The sequence below is a fragment of the Burkholderia sp. Se-20378 genome (genome assembly GCF_017104665.1).
Lineage (GTDB): Bacteria > Pseudomonadota > Gammaproteobacteria > Burkholderiales > Burkholderiaceae > Burkholderia > Burkholderia lata.
In genome coordinates this window covers 1-16,308 of the sequence record NZ_JAAGPG010000058.1, presented here as the reverse complement: position 1 = coordinate 16,308, position 16,308 = coordinate 1, and the positions used below count along the sequence as shown (strand labels likewise).

Here is a 16,308-nt window from a genome sequence, read left to right as displayed (position 1 = left end):
TCGACGTTGCAAACGCGTGCGCCGGCCGGGCGCAACCGGCCGGCGCACGTGGGCCAACGTCAGATCGCCGTCATCGTCGGCGCCACGGCAGCCGGGTCGGTAAGGCTGGCCTTGCCGGTTTCGACGTGCCCCGCGATCCGGCGCGTCCATCCGGCGTTCCCCGCCACCGCGAACTGCAGGTCGTACCAGTGGCTGTTGCACGACAGATCCCAGTGCGCTTCGACGCGCTGCCCCGCCGGAACCGTCAGCGTGCGCGGTGCGCCGCCGTACGCGACATCGGTCGCCGTGACCGTGAGCGGGCCCGCGCCCGCGTTGGCGATCGTCACGTACACGTCGCCGTTGGCGGTGTCGTAGCACGGCGTGATTTCAGGCTTCGCGCCGGCATCGGCCGCGGCCGATCCCGCGAAGCGCCGGAAATAGCCGTTCGGCCCCCACACGCTCACCAGGTAGTTGCCGTTCGCGTCGAGCGCCCACGTATCGGTCAGTTGCTTGCCCGCTTCGACCGTATAGCGGCGCGGCATCGCGGTCGCGTCACCCGTATAGGCCCAGAAGTGCGCGCCCTGCGTGCCGGTATTCGCGAACGTCAGCGCGTAGCCCTGCGCCTGGAGCTGGCCCGTCACGTGCAGTTCGTACGGCAGCGCGCGCGCCGGCCGCGTGCCGGCCTCTTGCGCCGTCACGACCTGCTGCGCGGTGCTGGCTGGCGCGGTCTGCGACGACGCGCGCGAGCACTGCAGGTCCGCCTGCGCGACGTATGCCTGCGTGCTCGGCAGGGTCGGTAGCGTGGCATCCGATTTCGAGAAGTCGAGCGCCGACGTCAAATCGCCGCAGATCGCGCGACGCCACGGCGAGATGTTCGTTTCCATCACGCCGAAGCGCTTCTCGATGAATTGCAGCACCGACGTGTGATCGAAGACCTGCGAGCAGACGAAGCCGCCCTTCGACCACGGCGAAACCACGAACATCGGCACGCGCGGCCCGAGGCCGTACGGCAGGTTGTCGGCCGTGTACGTGCCCGTCTGCGTCGAGGTCACGACGTTGTGCCGCTCGAGCGACACATCCACGGTGCTCATGCCGGAACCCGGCAGCGTCGGCGCCGACGGCGGCACGACGTGATCGAAGAAGCCGTCGTTCTCGTCGTACATGATCAGCAGGACGGTCTTGCTCCACACCTCCGGATTCGACGTCAGCGCATCGAGAATCGTCGACAGGTAGTACGCGCCGTACAGCGGCGTGAACTTCGGATGCTCCGAATACGCGGCGGGCGGCAGCAGCCACGACACCTGCGGCAGCGCGTTCGCCTGCACGTCGGCCTTCAGCTGCGTGATCGGGCGCGTGCTCATCCCGCGCGTCTGCAGCGACGAGCCGGCCGGCGCATTCACGAAGTTGTTGAAGCACGCGAGCATGTTCGTGCCGTAGTTGCCGGTGAAGTTGTCGAACCCGGTGCCCTGCTGGTAGATCTGCCACGAGATGCCCGCTTTCTCGAGGCGCTCCGGATACGTCGTCCAGCTGAAGGGCGGCAACTGGATCTTGTCGAACTGGTTGTCGATGTAGTCGGTGTTGTCGAGCAGCGGGCCGCCGCCCGTGCCGAGCGGGTCGACCATGCCCGTCATCAGGTACATGCGGTTCGGGTGCGTGTTGCCCGGAATCGAGCAGAAGTAGTTGTCGCACACGGTGAACGCATCCGCGAGCGCGTAATGGAACGGGATGTCGTCGCGGACGTGGTAGCCCATCGTCATGTTCGACTTCTGCACCGCCCATTGATCCGCGCGACCGTTGTCGATCGCGCCGTGCGTCGTCGCCCACGTATGCGGCAGGCCGCCGATGCACTGCGCGTTGACGCCCGGGTTGGTCGTGTCGTAGCGGAACGGCGCGATCACGCTCGTCTTGTCCTCCTGCCGCGGCTGGAACCACACCGGCTTGCCGTTCGGCAGCGTGACCGGGAAGCGGTCGTTGTAGCCGCGCACGCCGCTCAGGTGACCGAGGTAGTGGTCGAACGAGCGGTTTTCCTGCATGAACACGACGATGTGCTGGACATCCTGGATCGTGCCCGTCACGGAATTCGGCTCGATCGCCAGCGCCTTGCGGATCGATTCGGGCAGCAGTGCGGTGGCGGCGGTCGCGCCGGCGAGGCCGGCGGAGAACTTCAGAAAATCGCGTCGCGAATGGGTGGCCATGCTGGTTGCTCTTGATTGGATTTCTGGTGGAAACGGCCGGGATCAGGAAGCGGGCGAGGAGGCAGGTGCGGTGAAACCGGGCGGACAGTGCATCTGCGCGGTGGCGACCACGCCGCCGCCGCAGGCGGCCTTCTGCTGCGCGACGGGTGCGGCGGGTGCGGCGGGTGCGGTCAGGTCGTCGTTGCAGGCGCCGAGGAGTGCGGTCAGCGCGATCAGGCCAACGACCGCGACGGGCCGTAGGGCCGAGTTTCGCATAACGTCTCTCCGTGAATGTGATGACTTGACACAGGCGCGGGTGCGCACCGGTCATGTCGACGGCGAGATGCTAATTTCAGCGTGTTACACGACAGTGTCGCGCAAGGGGGCGAGCGGCGTGCACGCAGATGGCGGCACGTGTCGGGACGGAAGGGAGAGCGGGAAGCGTAATGCAATCGAAAGATTCGCATTGCTTCGTTTTGCCGAACGATCGAAGCAGGTCCGTTGCAGCACCGGTCGAGCAACGAATCGCGAAGCGTCTCTGACGGGCCGGCAGCCGCAGCGGCCGGCCCGCAACCAGCGAAACAGGCGACGCTCAGCCTTCCGCCATCATCAGCAACTGCGCGCCATCCGACACCTGGTCGCCGACGCCGTACAGCACTTCCGCGACGACGCCCGCGCTCGGCGCGCCGATCGTGTGCTCCATCTTCATCGCTTCCATCACGATCAGCGGCGTGCCGGCTTCGACCTTCTGGCCGGGTTCGACCAGCACCGCGATCACCTTGCCGGGCATCGGCGCGGTCAGGCGGCCACCGCCCTGCTCCGTGTCACCCGCATGCGCGAGCAGGTTGCGCCATTCGAACGTCTCCGCCGTGCCTTGCGTGAACACGTGGAAGTTGTCGCCGTCCGCATACACGCGGCCGCTGCTGCGCACGCCGCCGAGCGTCACGTCGAAATCGAGCGGCGTGGCGCCACGCGTCCACGCGAACGGTTGCGCGGCTGCGCCGCCGGTCGCGAGGCGCGCAACCGCGCCGTCGTCTTCGTATGTGACCGTCACGTCCGCTTCGCGCTCGGCCGCGTGCCATTCGAGCGTGCGGCGATAGCCGCCGTTCAGTCGCCAGTCCGGCAGCACGCCCCACGGCGATGAACCCCGCGCGGCCGCGCCGCGTTCGCGTGCGAACAGCGCCGCGCACGCGAGCGCAAGCATCGCGCGCGGCGGCTCTTGCGGTGCGAACAGCGTGTCGTGGTTACGCTCGATCAGGCCCGTGTCGAGATCGGCCGTCGCGAACGGTTTGCACGCCACGATCCGCTGCAGGAACGCAGCGTTCGTGTGCAGGCCGACCACTTCACAGGCACGCAGTGCGCGCAGCATCAGACTCAGCGCTTCCGCACGGTCCGCGCCATGGACGATCAGCTTCGCGATCATCGGATCGTAGAACGGCGTGATTGCATCGCCTTCGCGCACGCCGCTGTCGACGCGCACCGATGCACCGATCGCGAACTCGACGCCTGCCGGCAGCCGCAGGTGCTTCAGCGTGCCCGTCGACGGCAGGAAGCCGCGCGCCGGGTTCTCCGCATAGAGACGCGCCTCGAGCGCATGGCCCTGCACGTGCAGTTCATCCTGCTTCAGCGGCAGCGGCTCGCCGGAGGCGACGCGCAGTTGCCATTCGACGAGGTCGAGCCCCGTGACCATCTCGGTGACCGGATGCTCGACCTGCAGGCGCGTATTCATTTCCATGAAGTAGAACGCGTCGCCCGTCATGATGAATTCGACGGTGCCCGCGCCGACATAGGCAACCGCGCGCGCAGCCGCGACGGCCGCTTCGCCCATCGCGCGGCGCAGATCGTCGGGCAGCCCCGGCGCCGGCGCTTCTTCCAGCACCTTCTGGTGACGGCGCTGCACCGAGCAGTCGCGGTCGAACAGGTACACGGTATTGCCGTGCGTGTCGCCGAACACCTGCACCTCGACGTGGCGCGGGCGCTGCAGGTATTTCTCGATCAGCACGCGATCGTTGCCGAAACTGCTCGCGGCTTCGCGCTGGCACGACGCGAGCGCCGCCGGGAAATCGTCGGAGCGCTCGACCACGCGCATCCCCTTGCCGCCGCCACCCGCGCTGGCCTTCAGCAGCACCGGATAGCCGATCGCGTCGGCTTCGCGATGCAGGTTGGCCGCGTCCTGGTCGTCGCCGTGATAGCCTGGCACGAGCGGCACGGCGGCCGCGTGCATCAGCGCCTTCGCGGCGGCCTTCGACCCCATCGCCGCGATCGCGTCGACCGGCGGCCCGATGAAGACGATGCCGGCCGCTTCGCACGCATGCGCGAAATCTTCGTTCTCCGACAGAAAGCCGTAGCCGGGGTGGATTGCCTGCGCGCCCGTGGCGCGCGCGGCTTCGATGATGCGCTCGATGCGCAGGTAGCTGTCTGCCGCGGCCGAGCCGCCAATGTGCACGGCCTCGTCGCATGCGGCCACGTGTTTCGCGTTCGCGTCCGCGTCGGAGTAGACGGCGACGCTCGCGATCCCGAGACGTTTGCACGTCGCGGCGACGCGGCACGCGATTTCGCCGCGGTTGGCGATCAGAATCTTGTCGAACATGGCTTCGGTGTCGTCCGGAAAGAAGTAGTCACGCGCGCTGCGCGATCATTCACGCCACGACGGCGTGCGCTTTTCGAGGAAGGACGCAATCCCTTCGCGCGCTTCCGCGCCGGCGCGGGTGCGCGCGATCCAGTCGGCAGTCTGCTCGATCAGCGTCGCGTCGAGCGGCCGGCCGGCGACATCGGCGACGAGCCGCTTGCACGCCTTCACCGCGTCGGGGCCGTTCGCGACGAGCGTCGCGGCCAGCTTCGCGACCGTTTCGTCGAGCGCATCGGCCGGCACCGCGTCGTGAATGAAGCCGAGCGACGCCGCGCGCGCGCTGTCGAACACCTCGGCCGTCGTGAAGTAGCGGCGCGCCGCGCGCTCGCCCATCGCACGCACCACGTACGGCGCGATCGTCGCGGGGATCAGCCCGAGCCGCGCTTCCGACAGGCAGAACTTCACGCCGTCGGCGGCGATCGCGATGTCGGCCGCCGCCACCAGGCCCACGCCGCCCGCATACGCATCGCCATGCACGCGTGCGATCACCGGCTTGCCGCAGCGATGGATCGCCTCGAGCATCCGCGCAAGCTTGCGCGCATCGGCACGGTTCTCGTCGTCCGAGTAACCGGCCATCTTCTTCATCCAGTTCAGGTCCGCGCCCGCGCAGAACGCCGCGCCTTCCGCGGCGAGCACGATCGCGCGCACGCCTTCGTGCGCGTCGAGCCATTCGAACGCGGTGGTCAGCTCCGCGATCGTCGTCTCGTTGAACGCGTTGCGCACGTCGGGACGCGCGAGCGTGACGGTCGCCACGCGGCCGGCTTCACTTACCTTGATCGTTTCGTATCGCATCGTTCAGCCCTCCCGGCCGTTACATGCGGAACACGCCGAAGCGTGTGTCTTCGATCGGCGCGTTCATCGACGCGGCAAGGCCGAGCCCGAGCACGTCACGCGTTTGCGCGGGGTCGATCACGCCGTCGTCCCACAGCCGCGCGCTCGCGTAATACGGATGGCCCTGGCGCTCGTACTGGTCGCGGATCGGCTGCTTGAACGCATCTTCTTCCTCGGCGGACCACGAACCGCCCTTCGCCTCGATGCCGTCGCGACGCACCGTCGCGAGCACCGATGCGGCCTGCTCGCCGCCCATCACCGAGATGCGCGCGTTCGGCCACATCCACAGGAAGCGCGGGCCGAAGGCGCGGCCGCACATCCCGTAGTTGCCGGCGCCGAACGAGCCGCCGATGATCACCGTGAACTTCGGCACCTTCGCGTTCGACACGGCCGTCACCATCTTCGCGCCGTGCCGCGCGATGCCTTCGTTCTCGTACTTGCGCCCGACCATGAAGCCCGTGATGTTCTGCAGGAACACGAGCGGAATCTTGCGCTGGCAGCACAGCTCGATGAAATGCGCGCCCTTCACGGCCGATTCGGAGAACAGGATGCCGTTGTTCGCGACGATCCCGACCGGGTGGCCCCAGATGTGCGCGAAGCCCGTGACGAGCGTCGTGCCGTAGCGCGCCTTGAATTCGTCGAATTCGGAATCGTCGACGATGCGCGCGATCACCTCGCGCACGTCGAACGGCTTGCGCGTGTCGACCGGAATCACGCCGTACAGGCTCTTTGCGTCGTAGCGCGGCGGCTTCGGCTCGCGCAGCGCGACCGGCGACGCGATCTTCGGCGCGAGGTGATCGACGATGTTGCGCGCGATCGACAGCGCATGCGCGTCGTTCTGCGCGAGATGGTCGGCCACGCCGGACAGGCGCGTATGCACGTCGCCGCCGCCGAGATCCTCGGCGCTCACTTCCTCGCCGGTCGCGGCCTTCACGAGCGGCGGCCCGCCCAGGAAAATCGTGCCCTGCTCCTTCACGATGATCGACTCGTCGCTCATCGCCGGCACGTACGCGCCGCCTGCCGTGCACGAGCCCATCACGACGGCGATCTGCGCGATCCCCGCCGCCGACATCGTCGCCTGGTTGAAGAAGATGCGGCCGAAGTGGTCGCGATCGGGAAACACGTCATCCTGGTTCGGCAGGTTCGCGCCGCCCGAATCGACGAGATACACGCACGGCAGCCGGTTTTCCGCGGCGATTTCCTGCGCGCGCACGTGCTTCTTCACGGTAACCGGGTAGTAGGTGCCGCCCTTGACCGTCGCGTCGTTGCACACGATCACGCATTCGCGGCCGGCGATCCGGCCGATCCCGGTGATGACGCCCGCGCCCGGCGCGTCGTCGTTGTACATGCCGTTCGCCGCGAGCTGCGAGAACTCGAGGAACGGCGCGCCCGGATCGAGCAGTTGCGCGATGCGGTCGCGCGGCAGCAGCTTGCCGCGCGACAGGTGCTTGTCGCGCGCGGCCTGGCCGCCGCCTTGCGCGAGCTGTTCGATCTTCGCGCGCAGGTCGGCGACGACCGCCTCGAGCGCGGTGGCATTCGCGCGGAAGTCTTCCGAGCGCGGGTTCAGTTTCGATTCGATGATCGGCATCGACGGGGCTCCGTTCGCGTGACGTGGGGCGTTACATCGTTTCCGCGAACAGCTCGCGGCCGATCAGCATCCGGCGGATCTCGCTCGTGCCGGCGCCGATCTCGTACAGCTTCGCATCGCGCCACAGGCGCCCGACCGGGTATTCGTTGATGTAGCCGTTGCCGCCGAGGATCTGGATCGCCTCGCCCGCCATCCACGTCGCCTTCTCGGCCGTGTAGAGGATCACGCCCGCGCAGTCCTTGCGCACCTGGCGGATGTGGTCGCTGCCGGCCGAGTCGAGATGGCGGCCGACCGCGTACAGGTACGCGCGGCATGCCTGGAACGTGGTGTACATGTCGGCGACCTTGCCCTGGATCAGCTGGAATTCGCCGATCGACTGGCCGAACTGCTTGCGGTCGTGGATATACGGCACCACCGCGTCGAGGCACGCGGCCATGATGCCCGTCGGGCCGCCCGACAGCACGGCGCGCTCGTAGTCGAGGCCGCTCATCAGCACCTTCACGCCGCCGTTGAGTTGGCCGAGGATGTTCTCCTCCGGCACTTCGACGTCCTGGAACACCAGCTCGCCCGTATGCGAGCCGCGCATGCCGAGCTTGTCGAGCTTCTGCGCGACCGAGAAGCCTTTCATCCCCTTCTCGACGATGAATGCGGTGATGCCGCGCGAGTTGGCTTCGACGTCCGTCTTCGCGTAGACGACGAGCGTGTCGCAATCGGGGCCGTTGGTGATCCACATCTTCGTGCCGTTCAGCACGTAGCGATCGCCGCGCTTGTCGGCGCGCAGCTTCATGCTGACGACGTCGGAGCCGGCGTTCGGCTCGCTCATCGCGAGCGCGCCGATGTGTTCGCCCGACACGAGCTTCGGCAGGTATTTCTGCTTCTGCGCGTCGGTGCCGTTGCGGTGAATCTGGTTCACGCACAGGTTCGAGTGCGCGCCGTACGACAGGCCGATCGACGCCGATGCGCGCGAGATCTCTTCCATCGCGACCATGTGCGCGGTGTAGCCCATGTTCGCGCCGCCGTATTCCTCGGCCACCGTCATGCCGAGCACGCCGAGATCGCCGAACTTCTTCCACAGATCCATCGGAAACTGGTCGGTGCGGTCGACCTCGGCCGCGCGCGGCGTGATTTCCTTCGCCGCGAACGTCGCGACGGCGTCGCGCAGCATCTCGATGTCTTCACCGAGCATGAATTGCACACCGGGCAGGTTGATCATGTCTCCTCCGTCTCCAGAAAGTGTGTGGCACTCACCGATTTCTGAGTTTCGCTCAAATCGAATGAATGCTCAGATTCATTGACCAATACAGCGTAAATTTTGCACAGTTTCGCGCCTCTTCGGGTTCGGCGTCAATAGTTTTTTGAGTGACACTCAGATATCATGGCGAGATGACAGCCGCTACCGCCGACACCATGACCGCCACCGTCAAAGCCGACCGCACCGACACGTCGCGCGCGCCCGCCGGGCGCAAATCCCAGCAACGCGTACAGGACATTCTGCGCGCCGGCCGGGAAGTGTTCGCCGAAAAAGGTTACGAGCATGCGACGGCCGCCGAGATCGCGCAGCGCGTGGGCGTCTCGGAGGCGACGGTGTTCAGCTATTTCCGCGGCAAGCGCGAGCTGTGCGCACGGGTCATCGCGGATTGGTACGACGAAAACATCGCCGCGTTCGAGGAAGGGATGCCGCAGGACGCGTCGGTGCAGCAGCAGTTCGCGTTCATCGTGCGCACCCACCTGCGGCTGATGCTGGTGAACGGCACGGGCCTGTGCGCGCTGGTGCTGTCGGAAGGCCGCGCGAAACAGCATGCGCTGAGCGACGAACTCACTGCGCTGCAGCGCCGCTACACCGCGCCGCTGATGGACGTGCTCGCGCGCGGCCAGGCGGCCGGGCAGGTGCGCACCGACCTGCCGCTGAGCCTGCTGCGCTCGATGGTGTTCGGGCCGATCGAGCACGTGCTGTGGGATGCGATCCTCGGGCACCGCAAGCTCGATACGGAAGCGACGGCCACGCAGCTCGTCGACATGCTGTGGGCGGCCGTGCAGCCGCCGGCGCCGGAACAGGCGGCGCTCGTGCGCTTCAGGAACGAAGTGGCGGAAGCCGTGCGGCGGCTGGAAGGTGAAAGCACGCGCGGGTGACGCGCGGCGGCCGGATGGCGGTACCGCGGCACGATGGCCGCGGCGCGCCGGTCAGTTGGCGAGGCGGCAGTGTGCGAGTTTCAGGCCCGGCAGCACCGGCGCATCGATATAGCCCTCGTTCACGCAACTGAAGCGGAACGCCGCCGACGTGACGAACGGCTTGATCTCGCCGCCGGGGAATTTCGGCTTCAGCGCATCCTGGTCAGCCACGTCGAAATGCGTGTCGAATTGCTCGCCGTCCTTCGTCAACGCGCCGAAATAGGTGCCGCCCGGGTCGCTGCCCATCCGGATCACGGCGCCGACGAACACGAGGCGCTTGCCGTCGTACTTCGTCTTCGCGGCGGCCATGTCCTGCGTATAGGCCTCGATCACGGCGCCGTAATGCGCGTCGATCGCGGGCTCGGTGTCCGACGCGGCGCAGGCGCTCTGGTGAACGCCGGCCAGCATCGTGCACGCCGCAAGCGCGGCCGCCGCGAACGGCGCGGAAATCTTCTTCATGGGTGGTCTCCCGTCTAGCGTGGTGATTGAAGTGATCCAAGCCCGGCGCTTGCGCCGGACGAATTCGCTTCCGTTGCTTTAATCGTTCGAATGGCGGAACACGGCTGCGATCACTTCACCACCCGCATGGTCGTGCGCGGTGTGCAGCGTCGCGCTGAACGCGACGTGACAGGAAGATGACATGGTGCGGCCCCCGGCTCTCTCATTGAATTTCACTGCGTCTGATTTTGGTCGCTACGGTAGCAGACGACCGACGGCCCGGCAACCGAGGCCCGCGCACCGCCGATCGTCTCATTACAATTGCAAATGATTCTCATTACATATATTATTCGCCTCCTGGTCGCGGCGAAACGCTGCGGCCCGCGACACGATCCTTAGTACTCCGTCCTGCATCGATTCATGCCATCCCGTCGAACGCCCCGCCGCGCCCGGACCCTGCGTCCGTGGCGCACGAGCCTGCCTGCCCTGATCACCCTGTGCGTCGCGAGCGGCACGCATGCGTCCGCCGCCGAACGCGGCGACGCCGAGCCCGCTGCTGCCGCTTCCACACCCGCGCCGCCGACCGCGCGCGAACTCCCGGCCATCAGCGTCAGCGCATCGGCAACCGCCGATCCGACGGTCGGCTATCAGCCGCGCACCACGAGCATCGCGGGCGGCGACAACCGTTCGATCAAGGAAATTCCGCAATCGGTCGCGGTGGTCAGCAGCAGCGTGATGCAGGACCAGCAGGCGCGCTCGCTCGACGACGTGCTCGGCAACATCAGCGGCGTCACCCAGACCAACACGCTCGGCGGCACGCGCGACGCGTTCATCAAGCGCGGCTTCGGGTCGAACAACGACGGCTCCGTGCTCGTCGACGGCGTGCGCACGCCGGTGCTGCACAGCTATCTCGCGACGATCGACCGCGTCGAAGTGCTGAAGGGCCCGGCGTCGCTGCTCTACGGGATGCAGGATCCGGGCGGCGTGATCAACCTCGTCACGCGCAAGCCGGAAGACACGTTCGGCGGCTCGATTTCCGCGTCGCGCACGAGCCACGGCGGCAGCAGTGCGACGTTCGACCTCACGGGCCCGCTCGGCAAGCCGGGCCAGGTCGCGGGCGGCACGCTCGCGTTCCGGCTGACCGGGCAATACGACACGAGCCGCTACTGGCGCAGCTTCGGCCGCCAGCGCGACGCGCTGATCGCGCCCGCGCTGTCGTGGCGCGACGCGAACACGTCGATCGACGTCAGCTACCAGTACGTCGACTACACGACGCCGTTCGATCGCGGCACCGTGCTCGTGAACGGCCAGCTCGACGATGCGCTGCGCTATCGCCGCTATGAAGAAGCATGGTCGCAGAGCAACGGCATCCAGGAAACGCTGCGCGCACGCATCGAGCACCGCTTCTCCGATGCGTGGCGCGTGCGTGCGACCTACGGCTGGGGCCGCGATCGCTACGACCAAACCATCACCCGCGCCACCGCGTTCAACAGCACGACCGGCGCACTGACGCGCTCGTCCGATGCGAACCTCGGGCGCAACGATTCCGACCAGATCGCGACGCTCGGCCTGCTCGGCAACGTGACGCTCGCCGGGATGAACCACGCGATCTATATCGGCGGCGAATACGAGCGGCAGCGCAGCTTCCGCGGCGACACGATCCGCGGCAAAGCAACCAAGGGCTTCAATCTTTACGATCCCGTGTACGACCTGCTCGCGCCGGGCGGCACGCCCAACCCGAAGCAGAGCGATTCGCGCTCGGTGGTGCATGCGTATTCGACGATCGTGCAGGACTCGGTGAAGCTCACCGACCGGCTCACGGCGGTAGGCGGATTGCGCTGGGAAAACTGGCAGCAGGAATCGGGGATGGGGCGGCCGTTCGCGTTCGCCGACCGCTCGCGCGGCACCGTGTGGCTGCCGCAGTTCGGGCTCGCATATGCGCTCACGCCGGCGCTGACTGCCTATGCGAACGTGAGCCGCTCGTTCAAGCCGAACGTCGCCACGAACGTGGCCGCGCCGCTCGCGCCCGAATATGGCCGCGTGCTCGAGGCCGGGCTGAAGTTCAGCCTGAAGCCGGCGATCACCGGCACGCTCGCGGTCTACCAGATCGACAAGCGCAACGTCGCGGTCACGGTCGGCGATCTCACGTCGACGATCGGCACCGCGCGCTCGCGCGGGATCGAGCTCGACGTCGCGGGGCAGATCACGCGCCATCTGAGCGTGATCGGCAGCTACGCCTATACGAACGCGAACGATCGCGACAGCAACACACCGCTCGTCAACGTCGCGCGCCACACAGGCAGCCTGTTCGCGGTGTACGACACGGCGATCGCGAACCTGCCTGGCCGCTGGCGCTTTGGCGGCGGCGCACGTCTTGTCGGTGCACGCCCGGGGGACACCGCGAACAGCTTCACGCTGCCCGGCTATGTGACCGTCGACGCGTTCGCGGCCTACGAAACGACGATCGGCAAGTTCCCGACGCGCTTCCAGCTCAACGTGAAGAACCTGCTCGACAAGACCTACTACCCGTCGAGCAACAACAACCTGATCGTCGCGGTTGGCGAGCCGCGGCTCGTCACGCTGACGACGACGGTGTCGTTCTGATGGTCTGATGGTCTGATGGCCTGATGCGTACGTGGGCTGGCCGGCAAGCGACGGCCCACGCGCAAACCCGCATCAGCGGCTGCCTTCCACGCGCAGCCGCTCCCCTCTCCCCTCCTTGGCGCAGCATCCCGGCTACTTCACGGTTGATCGATTGCGGCAAGCCCGCGCACGTTGCGTCGAACAGCAACGCTTCGACGAAACATCGTCCGACCATCCGGCGCAACAAGAACGACAGCGAGACGCCTCGTTGCTCGCCACCAACACCCGCGCAGGATTCTGCTTGACCGGCGTCCCGCACAACGCCCGACGCCGCCCTCCACACGCCTCCCCGGCACCCGCTGCGCTGCCCGCAAAAATGCATTCGAGCGATGCATTTCCGCCCGCTCCCGAACCGCATCGCACGCCGTATGATCGCCGCGGCCTTTTCTCAGGGCTGCTCGATGCGCGCCGTCATCTCCGCGCGCTCACGCGCTCCGCCTCAACCACCCAGCGAACATGTCCAACTTCTCACTGATCCTCGTCGTCTCCCTGTTGAGCGCCTTTGGCCTGATCACGTCCGACGTCTACCTGCCCGCGATGCCGTCGATGGCCCACGAGTTTTCGATCGGCGCATGGCAGATGCCGCAGACGGTATCGGCGTACCTGATCGTGCTCGCCTGCGCGCAACTGTTCTACGGCCCCCTGTCCGATCGATGGGGACGCAAACCCGTGCTGACGGTCGGCATCCTCGTGTACATCGCCGGCTCGATCGGCTGTGCCAGCGCCAGCGGCTTCACAAGCTTTCTCGGCTGGCGCGTGCTCGAAGCGCTCGGCGCGGCGTCCGGCCTCGTCATCGGTCGCGCGATCATCGCCGACACCTGCGACAAGAACGCATCCGCGAAGGTCTACAGCATCGTGTATCCGCTCGTGTCGCTGTCTCCGGCGATCGCGCCCGCAATCGGCGGATATCTGGCGGCGTGGTTCGGGTGGCGGAGCGATTTCATTTTCGTCGCCGCGTTTGGCGGGCTCGCGCTCGTGCTCGTCCAGCTTCTTCTGAAGGAAACGCGGCCGCCCGTCACGCCGGGGCAACATCGCGCCGTGCCGCTGGCCGGCTTCGCCGACGTGCTCGGGGATCGGGCATTCATCCGGTACACGCTCGTCGTCTGCGCGATCTATTGCGCGTGGTTCGTCTACCTGACGCAATCGCCGTTCATCTTCGCCGGCCTCGGTCTGTCGGAACAGCAAAGCGGCTGGCTTTATCTGCCGCTGACCGCCGGCATCATTTCCGCCAACCTGCTCTCGCGCCGCATGCTCGACCGGATGTCCTACGACGCGATCGTCGCGGCCGGCGTGGGCTGCTTCGTAGCCGGCGGCATCGCATTCGCGCTGTGCGAGTCGGCGCACGTCAAGGGCGTCATCGCGATCGTCTTGCCGATGTTCGTCGTCAGCCTGTCGAACGGATCGTCGCTGTCGCTCGCCGTATCGGGCGCCATCGCAAGCGAACACGGGCGCGCGGCCACGGCCTCCGGGCTCGTCGGCTTCTTCCAGATCGGCAGTGCGTCGCTCGCGGCCACCGTGTCCGGCAGCCTGCTCGGCACCGGCAGCCACGTGCTCGCGACGGCCATGCCGTTCTTCGCGATCGTCGCGGCGGTTGCGATCGTGCCGCGCTGGTATGCCGCGCGACGTACGCTGTCGATGCGCAAGGCCCAGCCCCGTTGAGTACCCGGCCCCGCACCGGCAAGATCCCGGCCGCTATCGATAGCGGTCGAACGAAGCAGCAATCTCGGCGGTGACGGCCCGAACGCGCGCCGTCCGGTTCAGGTCCGTATGCGACACGAGCCAGACCCGGTACGGCGCAGCTCGCGACTTGTCGGGCCAGATTCGCACGAGCGAATCATCCTCTTGCGCCATATACACCGGCAGTTCGCCGATGCCGATGCCCGACCGGATCGCTGTCGCCAGCATCAGGCTCGAACTCACTTGCGCAGCGATGCGCCCGCGTTCCATCGACTCGCCGCACAGCGTGTCGCCCTGGTTGGACGTGATGGAGGGTTGGTAGACGACCAGGTCATGCCCGTCGAAGGCGGCCCCGGTCGCGGGCTCGCCGTGCGCATCCAGATACTCGCGACTCGCGAACAGCCCGACCTCCCACTCGGCCAGCTTCCGGCGAACCAGATCGGGGTTTTCCGGCATCACGGTTCGAATCGCGAGATCCGCATCGCGCCGGGTCAGGTTGAGCACCTGCACCGACGTTGTCAGAACCACGTGTATCGCGGGGCATTTCCGTCGCAACGACCGTATCGCGGGCACGACGAAATCCATCGCGAGGGAATCGGTCGTCGTCACCCGCACCTCGCCTTCGAGCCGGTCGTCCGAACCGTGGACGCGACGCTCGAAGTCGCTCGCCGCCTGCTCCATCGCTTCCGCGGCCTGCAGCGAATGCTCGCCGACCTGCGTCACGACATAGCCGGACGACGTCTTGAGAAACAGCTTCGCGCCCAGCGCCTTCTCGAGCGCCGTCAGGCGTCGCCCCACGGTGGCCTGATCGACATCGAGCACGGCCGCGGCTTCGCGCAGCGTCCCGGTGCGATGAACTGCCAGAAAAACGCGGGCATCGTCCCAGTTCATGGATAACGTTCTCTCTCGGTAAAGCGTGGGTGCATTCGTTGGGGGGGCGATTATACAAGCCGCCTTCTTGCTCCCCGCGTCACATAATCAGTCATCCAGATCAATATTCCGGCCAATTCACCAAACCAAGCCGGAGCCGTCCGCGGGATGTCCCCCAACTACTCGGCGCGCCGAAGCAGGTCGGATGCAACACACGCGTTCCGATGGCCGTCGCACCGATCGCACCGCCCCCACCCAGCCGTCCAATCATCAGACCCTCGAATATCTCCCATCCGATATCGCGATTTTCCGTATCGAGCGCGCGCCGCTAGACTGGCTACGCATTCGCGACGCCGCATCACTGCACGGCAACGCGACACGCCCCCACAAAAACGATTCCGGGAGATAAAAGCCATGTCCGACCGGCATGCGCGCCGAGGCGCGCTCAAGACACTCGGCCTCGCGGCCGGCACCGCGCTGCTCGCCGCTGCGCGCTCCGCTCACGCCGCCACGCCAGAAACCGGCGCGCTGCTGCCCGGCGGCGCCACGCACCTCGCCGATCTCACGCGCCGCCTCGCGGCCGCACCGAGGCGGCGCGACTTCAAGACGGTGCCGATGATCCTCGAACGCCCCGACCAGTGGGATCACGCGGCGCTCGCCGAAGTGACCGGCTACCGCGGCGGCCCGAAGCAGGTGTGGGACAACACCGAGCTCGGCGGCCCGTGGCTGAACCTGATGCGCAACTCGTTGAACGCGCAGATCTGGTCGTACCGCCATCCGGATTTCCTCGTCGTGTCGGCCACGCACGGCAGCGCGCATCTCGCGCTGTTCGACAAGGCCGCGTGGGACAAATACGGCCTCGCGAAATTCGCCGGCGCCGCGTTTCCGTCCAACACGCTGCTCGACGCGAAGCCCGCGCAATCGAAGGGTGCACAAGACCACGAGTTGCCCGACGGCGCGTTCTCGTCGCACGACAACAGCCTCGCTGCGTTGCAACAGCGCGGCGTCGTGTTCCTGTCGTGCCACAACGCGATCTGGGAACTCGCGGAACGCCTCGACGCCGCGAACGCGAATCCCGACAAGCTGCCGCTCGATGCGCTCGCGGCCGACCTGACCAACCACGTGATCCCGTCGGCGATCGTCACGCCGGGCGCGGTCGGCACGCTGCCCGAACTGCAGCAGGCCGGCTTCACGTACGCAAAATGAGCCCCGCGATGACATCGATCCCCCGTCAACCGCAACCGTCATCGCGCCGCCGTCGGCGCACGCTGCGCGCCGTGCTGGCCGCGTGGCTCTGCTGCGCGTCGGCG

12 protein-coding genes are annotated in these 16,308 nt (G+C 67.1%); 4 read left to right on the top strand and 8 right to left on the bottom strand.

What is annotated here, in order from left to right; translation table 11 throughout:
• Window positions 1-59: 59 nt before the first annotated feature.
• The 6 genes from G3N93_RS09790 to G3N93_RS09765 all read right to left on the bottom strand — a co-directional run bounded on the left by G3N93_RS09790 (window position 60) and on the right by G3N93_RS09765 (window position 8,414).
• Window positions 60-2,174, bottom strand: coding sequence for a phosphocholine-specific phospholipase C (locus G3N93_RS09790; RefSeq protein WP_174942203.1), 2,115 nt, complete (start codon window positions 2,172-2,174; stop codon window positions 60-62).
• A gap of 42 nt (window positions 2,175-2,216) precedes the next feature.
• The gene (locus G3N93_RS09785; RefSeq protein ID WP_206132907.1) at window positions 2,217-2,429 is read right to left on the bottom strand and encodes a hypothetical protein; all 213 of its coding nucleotides are present in this window, start codon (window positions 2,427-2,429) and stop codon (window positions 2,217-2,219) included.
• Between the two features lie 316 nt (window positions 2,430-2,745).
• Window positions 2,746-4,743 (bottom strand): acetyl/propionyl/methylcrotonyl-CoA carboxylase subunit alpha, encoded by a 1,998-nt coding sequence (locus tag G3N93_RS09780; RefSeq protein WP_174942207.1) that lies wholly within the window; start codon window positions 4,741-4,743, stop codon window positions 2,746-2,748.
• Window positions 4,744-4,788: 45 nt separating this feature from the next.
• A complete protein-coding gene (locus G3N93_RS09775) occupies window positions 4,789-5,574 on the bottom strand; it encodes an enoyl-CoA hydratase/isomerase family protein (RefSeq protein ID WP_034190576.1) in 786 nt (261 codons plus the stop codon).
• Between the two features lie 19 nt (window positions 5,575-5,593).
• A complete protein-coding gene (locus G3N93_RS09770; protein ID WP_206132906.1) occupies window positions 5,594-7,201 on the bottom strand; it encodes a carboxyl transferase domain-containing protein in 1,608 nt (535 codons plus the stop codon).
• A 31-nt stretch (window positions 7,202-7,232) separates the two neighbouring features.
• A complete protein-coding gene (locus tag G3N93_RS09765; protein WP_041493178.1) occupies window positions 7,233-8,414 on the bottom strand; it encodes an isovaleryl-CoA dehydrogenase in 1,182 nt (393 codons plus the stop codon).
• Between the two features lie 170 nt (window positions 8,415-8,584).
• On the opposite strand from G3N93_RS09765, the gene G3N93_RS09760 reads away from it, so the two are divergent.
• A complete protein-coding gene (locus G3N93_RS09760; RefSeq protein ID WP_206132905.1) occupies window positions 8,585-9,331 on the top strand; it encodes a TetR/AcrR family transcriptional regulator in 747 nt (248 codons plus the stop codon).
• A gap of 51 nt (window positions 9,332-9,382) precedes the next feature.
• On the opposite strand, the gene G3N93_RS09755 is transcribed toward G3N93_RS09760, so the two are convergent.
• The gene (locus G3N93_RS09755) at window positions 9,383-9,829 is read right to left on the bottom strand and encodes a hypothetical protein (RefSeq protein WP_174942213.1); all 447 of its coding nucleotides are present in this window, start codon (window positions 9,827-9,829) and stop codon (window positions 9,383-9,385) included.
• A 399-nt stretch (window positions 9,830-10,228) separates the two neighbouring features.
• Between G3N93_RS09755 and G3N93_RS09750 the strand changes: the two genes are divergently transcribed.
• Both G3N93_RS09750 and G3N93_RS09745 read left to right on the top strand, forming a co-directional pair.
• Window positions 10,229-12,412 (top strand): TonB-dependent siderophore receptor, encoded by a 2,184-nt coding sequence (locus tag G3N93_RS09750; protein WP_206132904.1) that lies wholly within the window; start codon window positions 10,229-10,231, stop codon window positions 12,410-12,412.
• Between the two features lie 495 nt (window positions 12,413-12,907).
• Window positions 12,908-14,110 (top strand): multidrug effflux MFS transporter, encoded by a 1,203-nt coding sequence (locus G3N93_RS09745; RefSeq protein WP_206132903.1) that lies wholly within the window; start codon window positions 12,908-12,910, stop codon window positions 14,108-14,110.
• 33 nt (window positions 14,111-14,143) lie between these two features.
• Here G3N93_RS09745 and G3N93_RS09740 read toward each other — a convergent pair whose 3' ends face one another.
• A complete protein-coding gene (locus G3N93_RS09740; RefSeq protein ID WP_206132902.1) occupies window positions 14,144-15,019 on the bottom strand; it encodes a LysR family transcriptional regulator in 876 nt (291 codons plus the stop codon).
• Between the two features lie 393 nt (window positions 15,020-15,412).
• Between G3N93_RS09740 and G3N93_RS09735 the strand changes: the two genes are divergently transcribed.
• Entirely contained in the window at window positions 15,413-16,204 is a 792-nt protein-coding gene (locus tag G3N93_RS09735) for a transcriptional initiation protein Tat (protein ID WP_206132901.1), read from the top strand.
• Window positions 16,205-16,308: the final 104 nt, after the last annotated feature.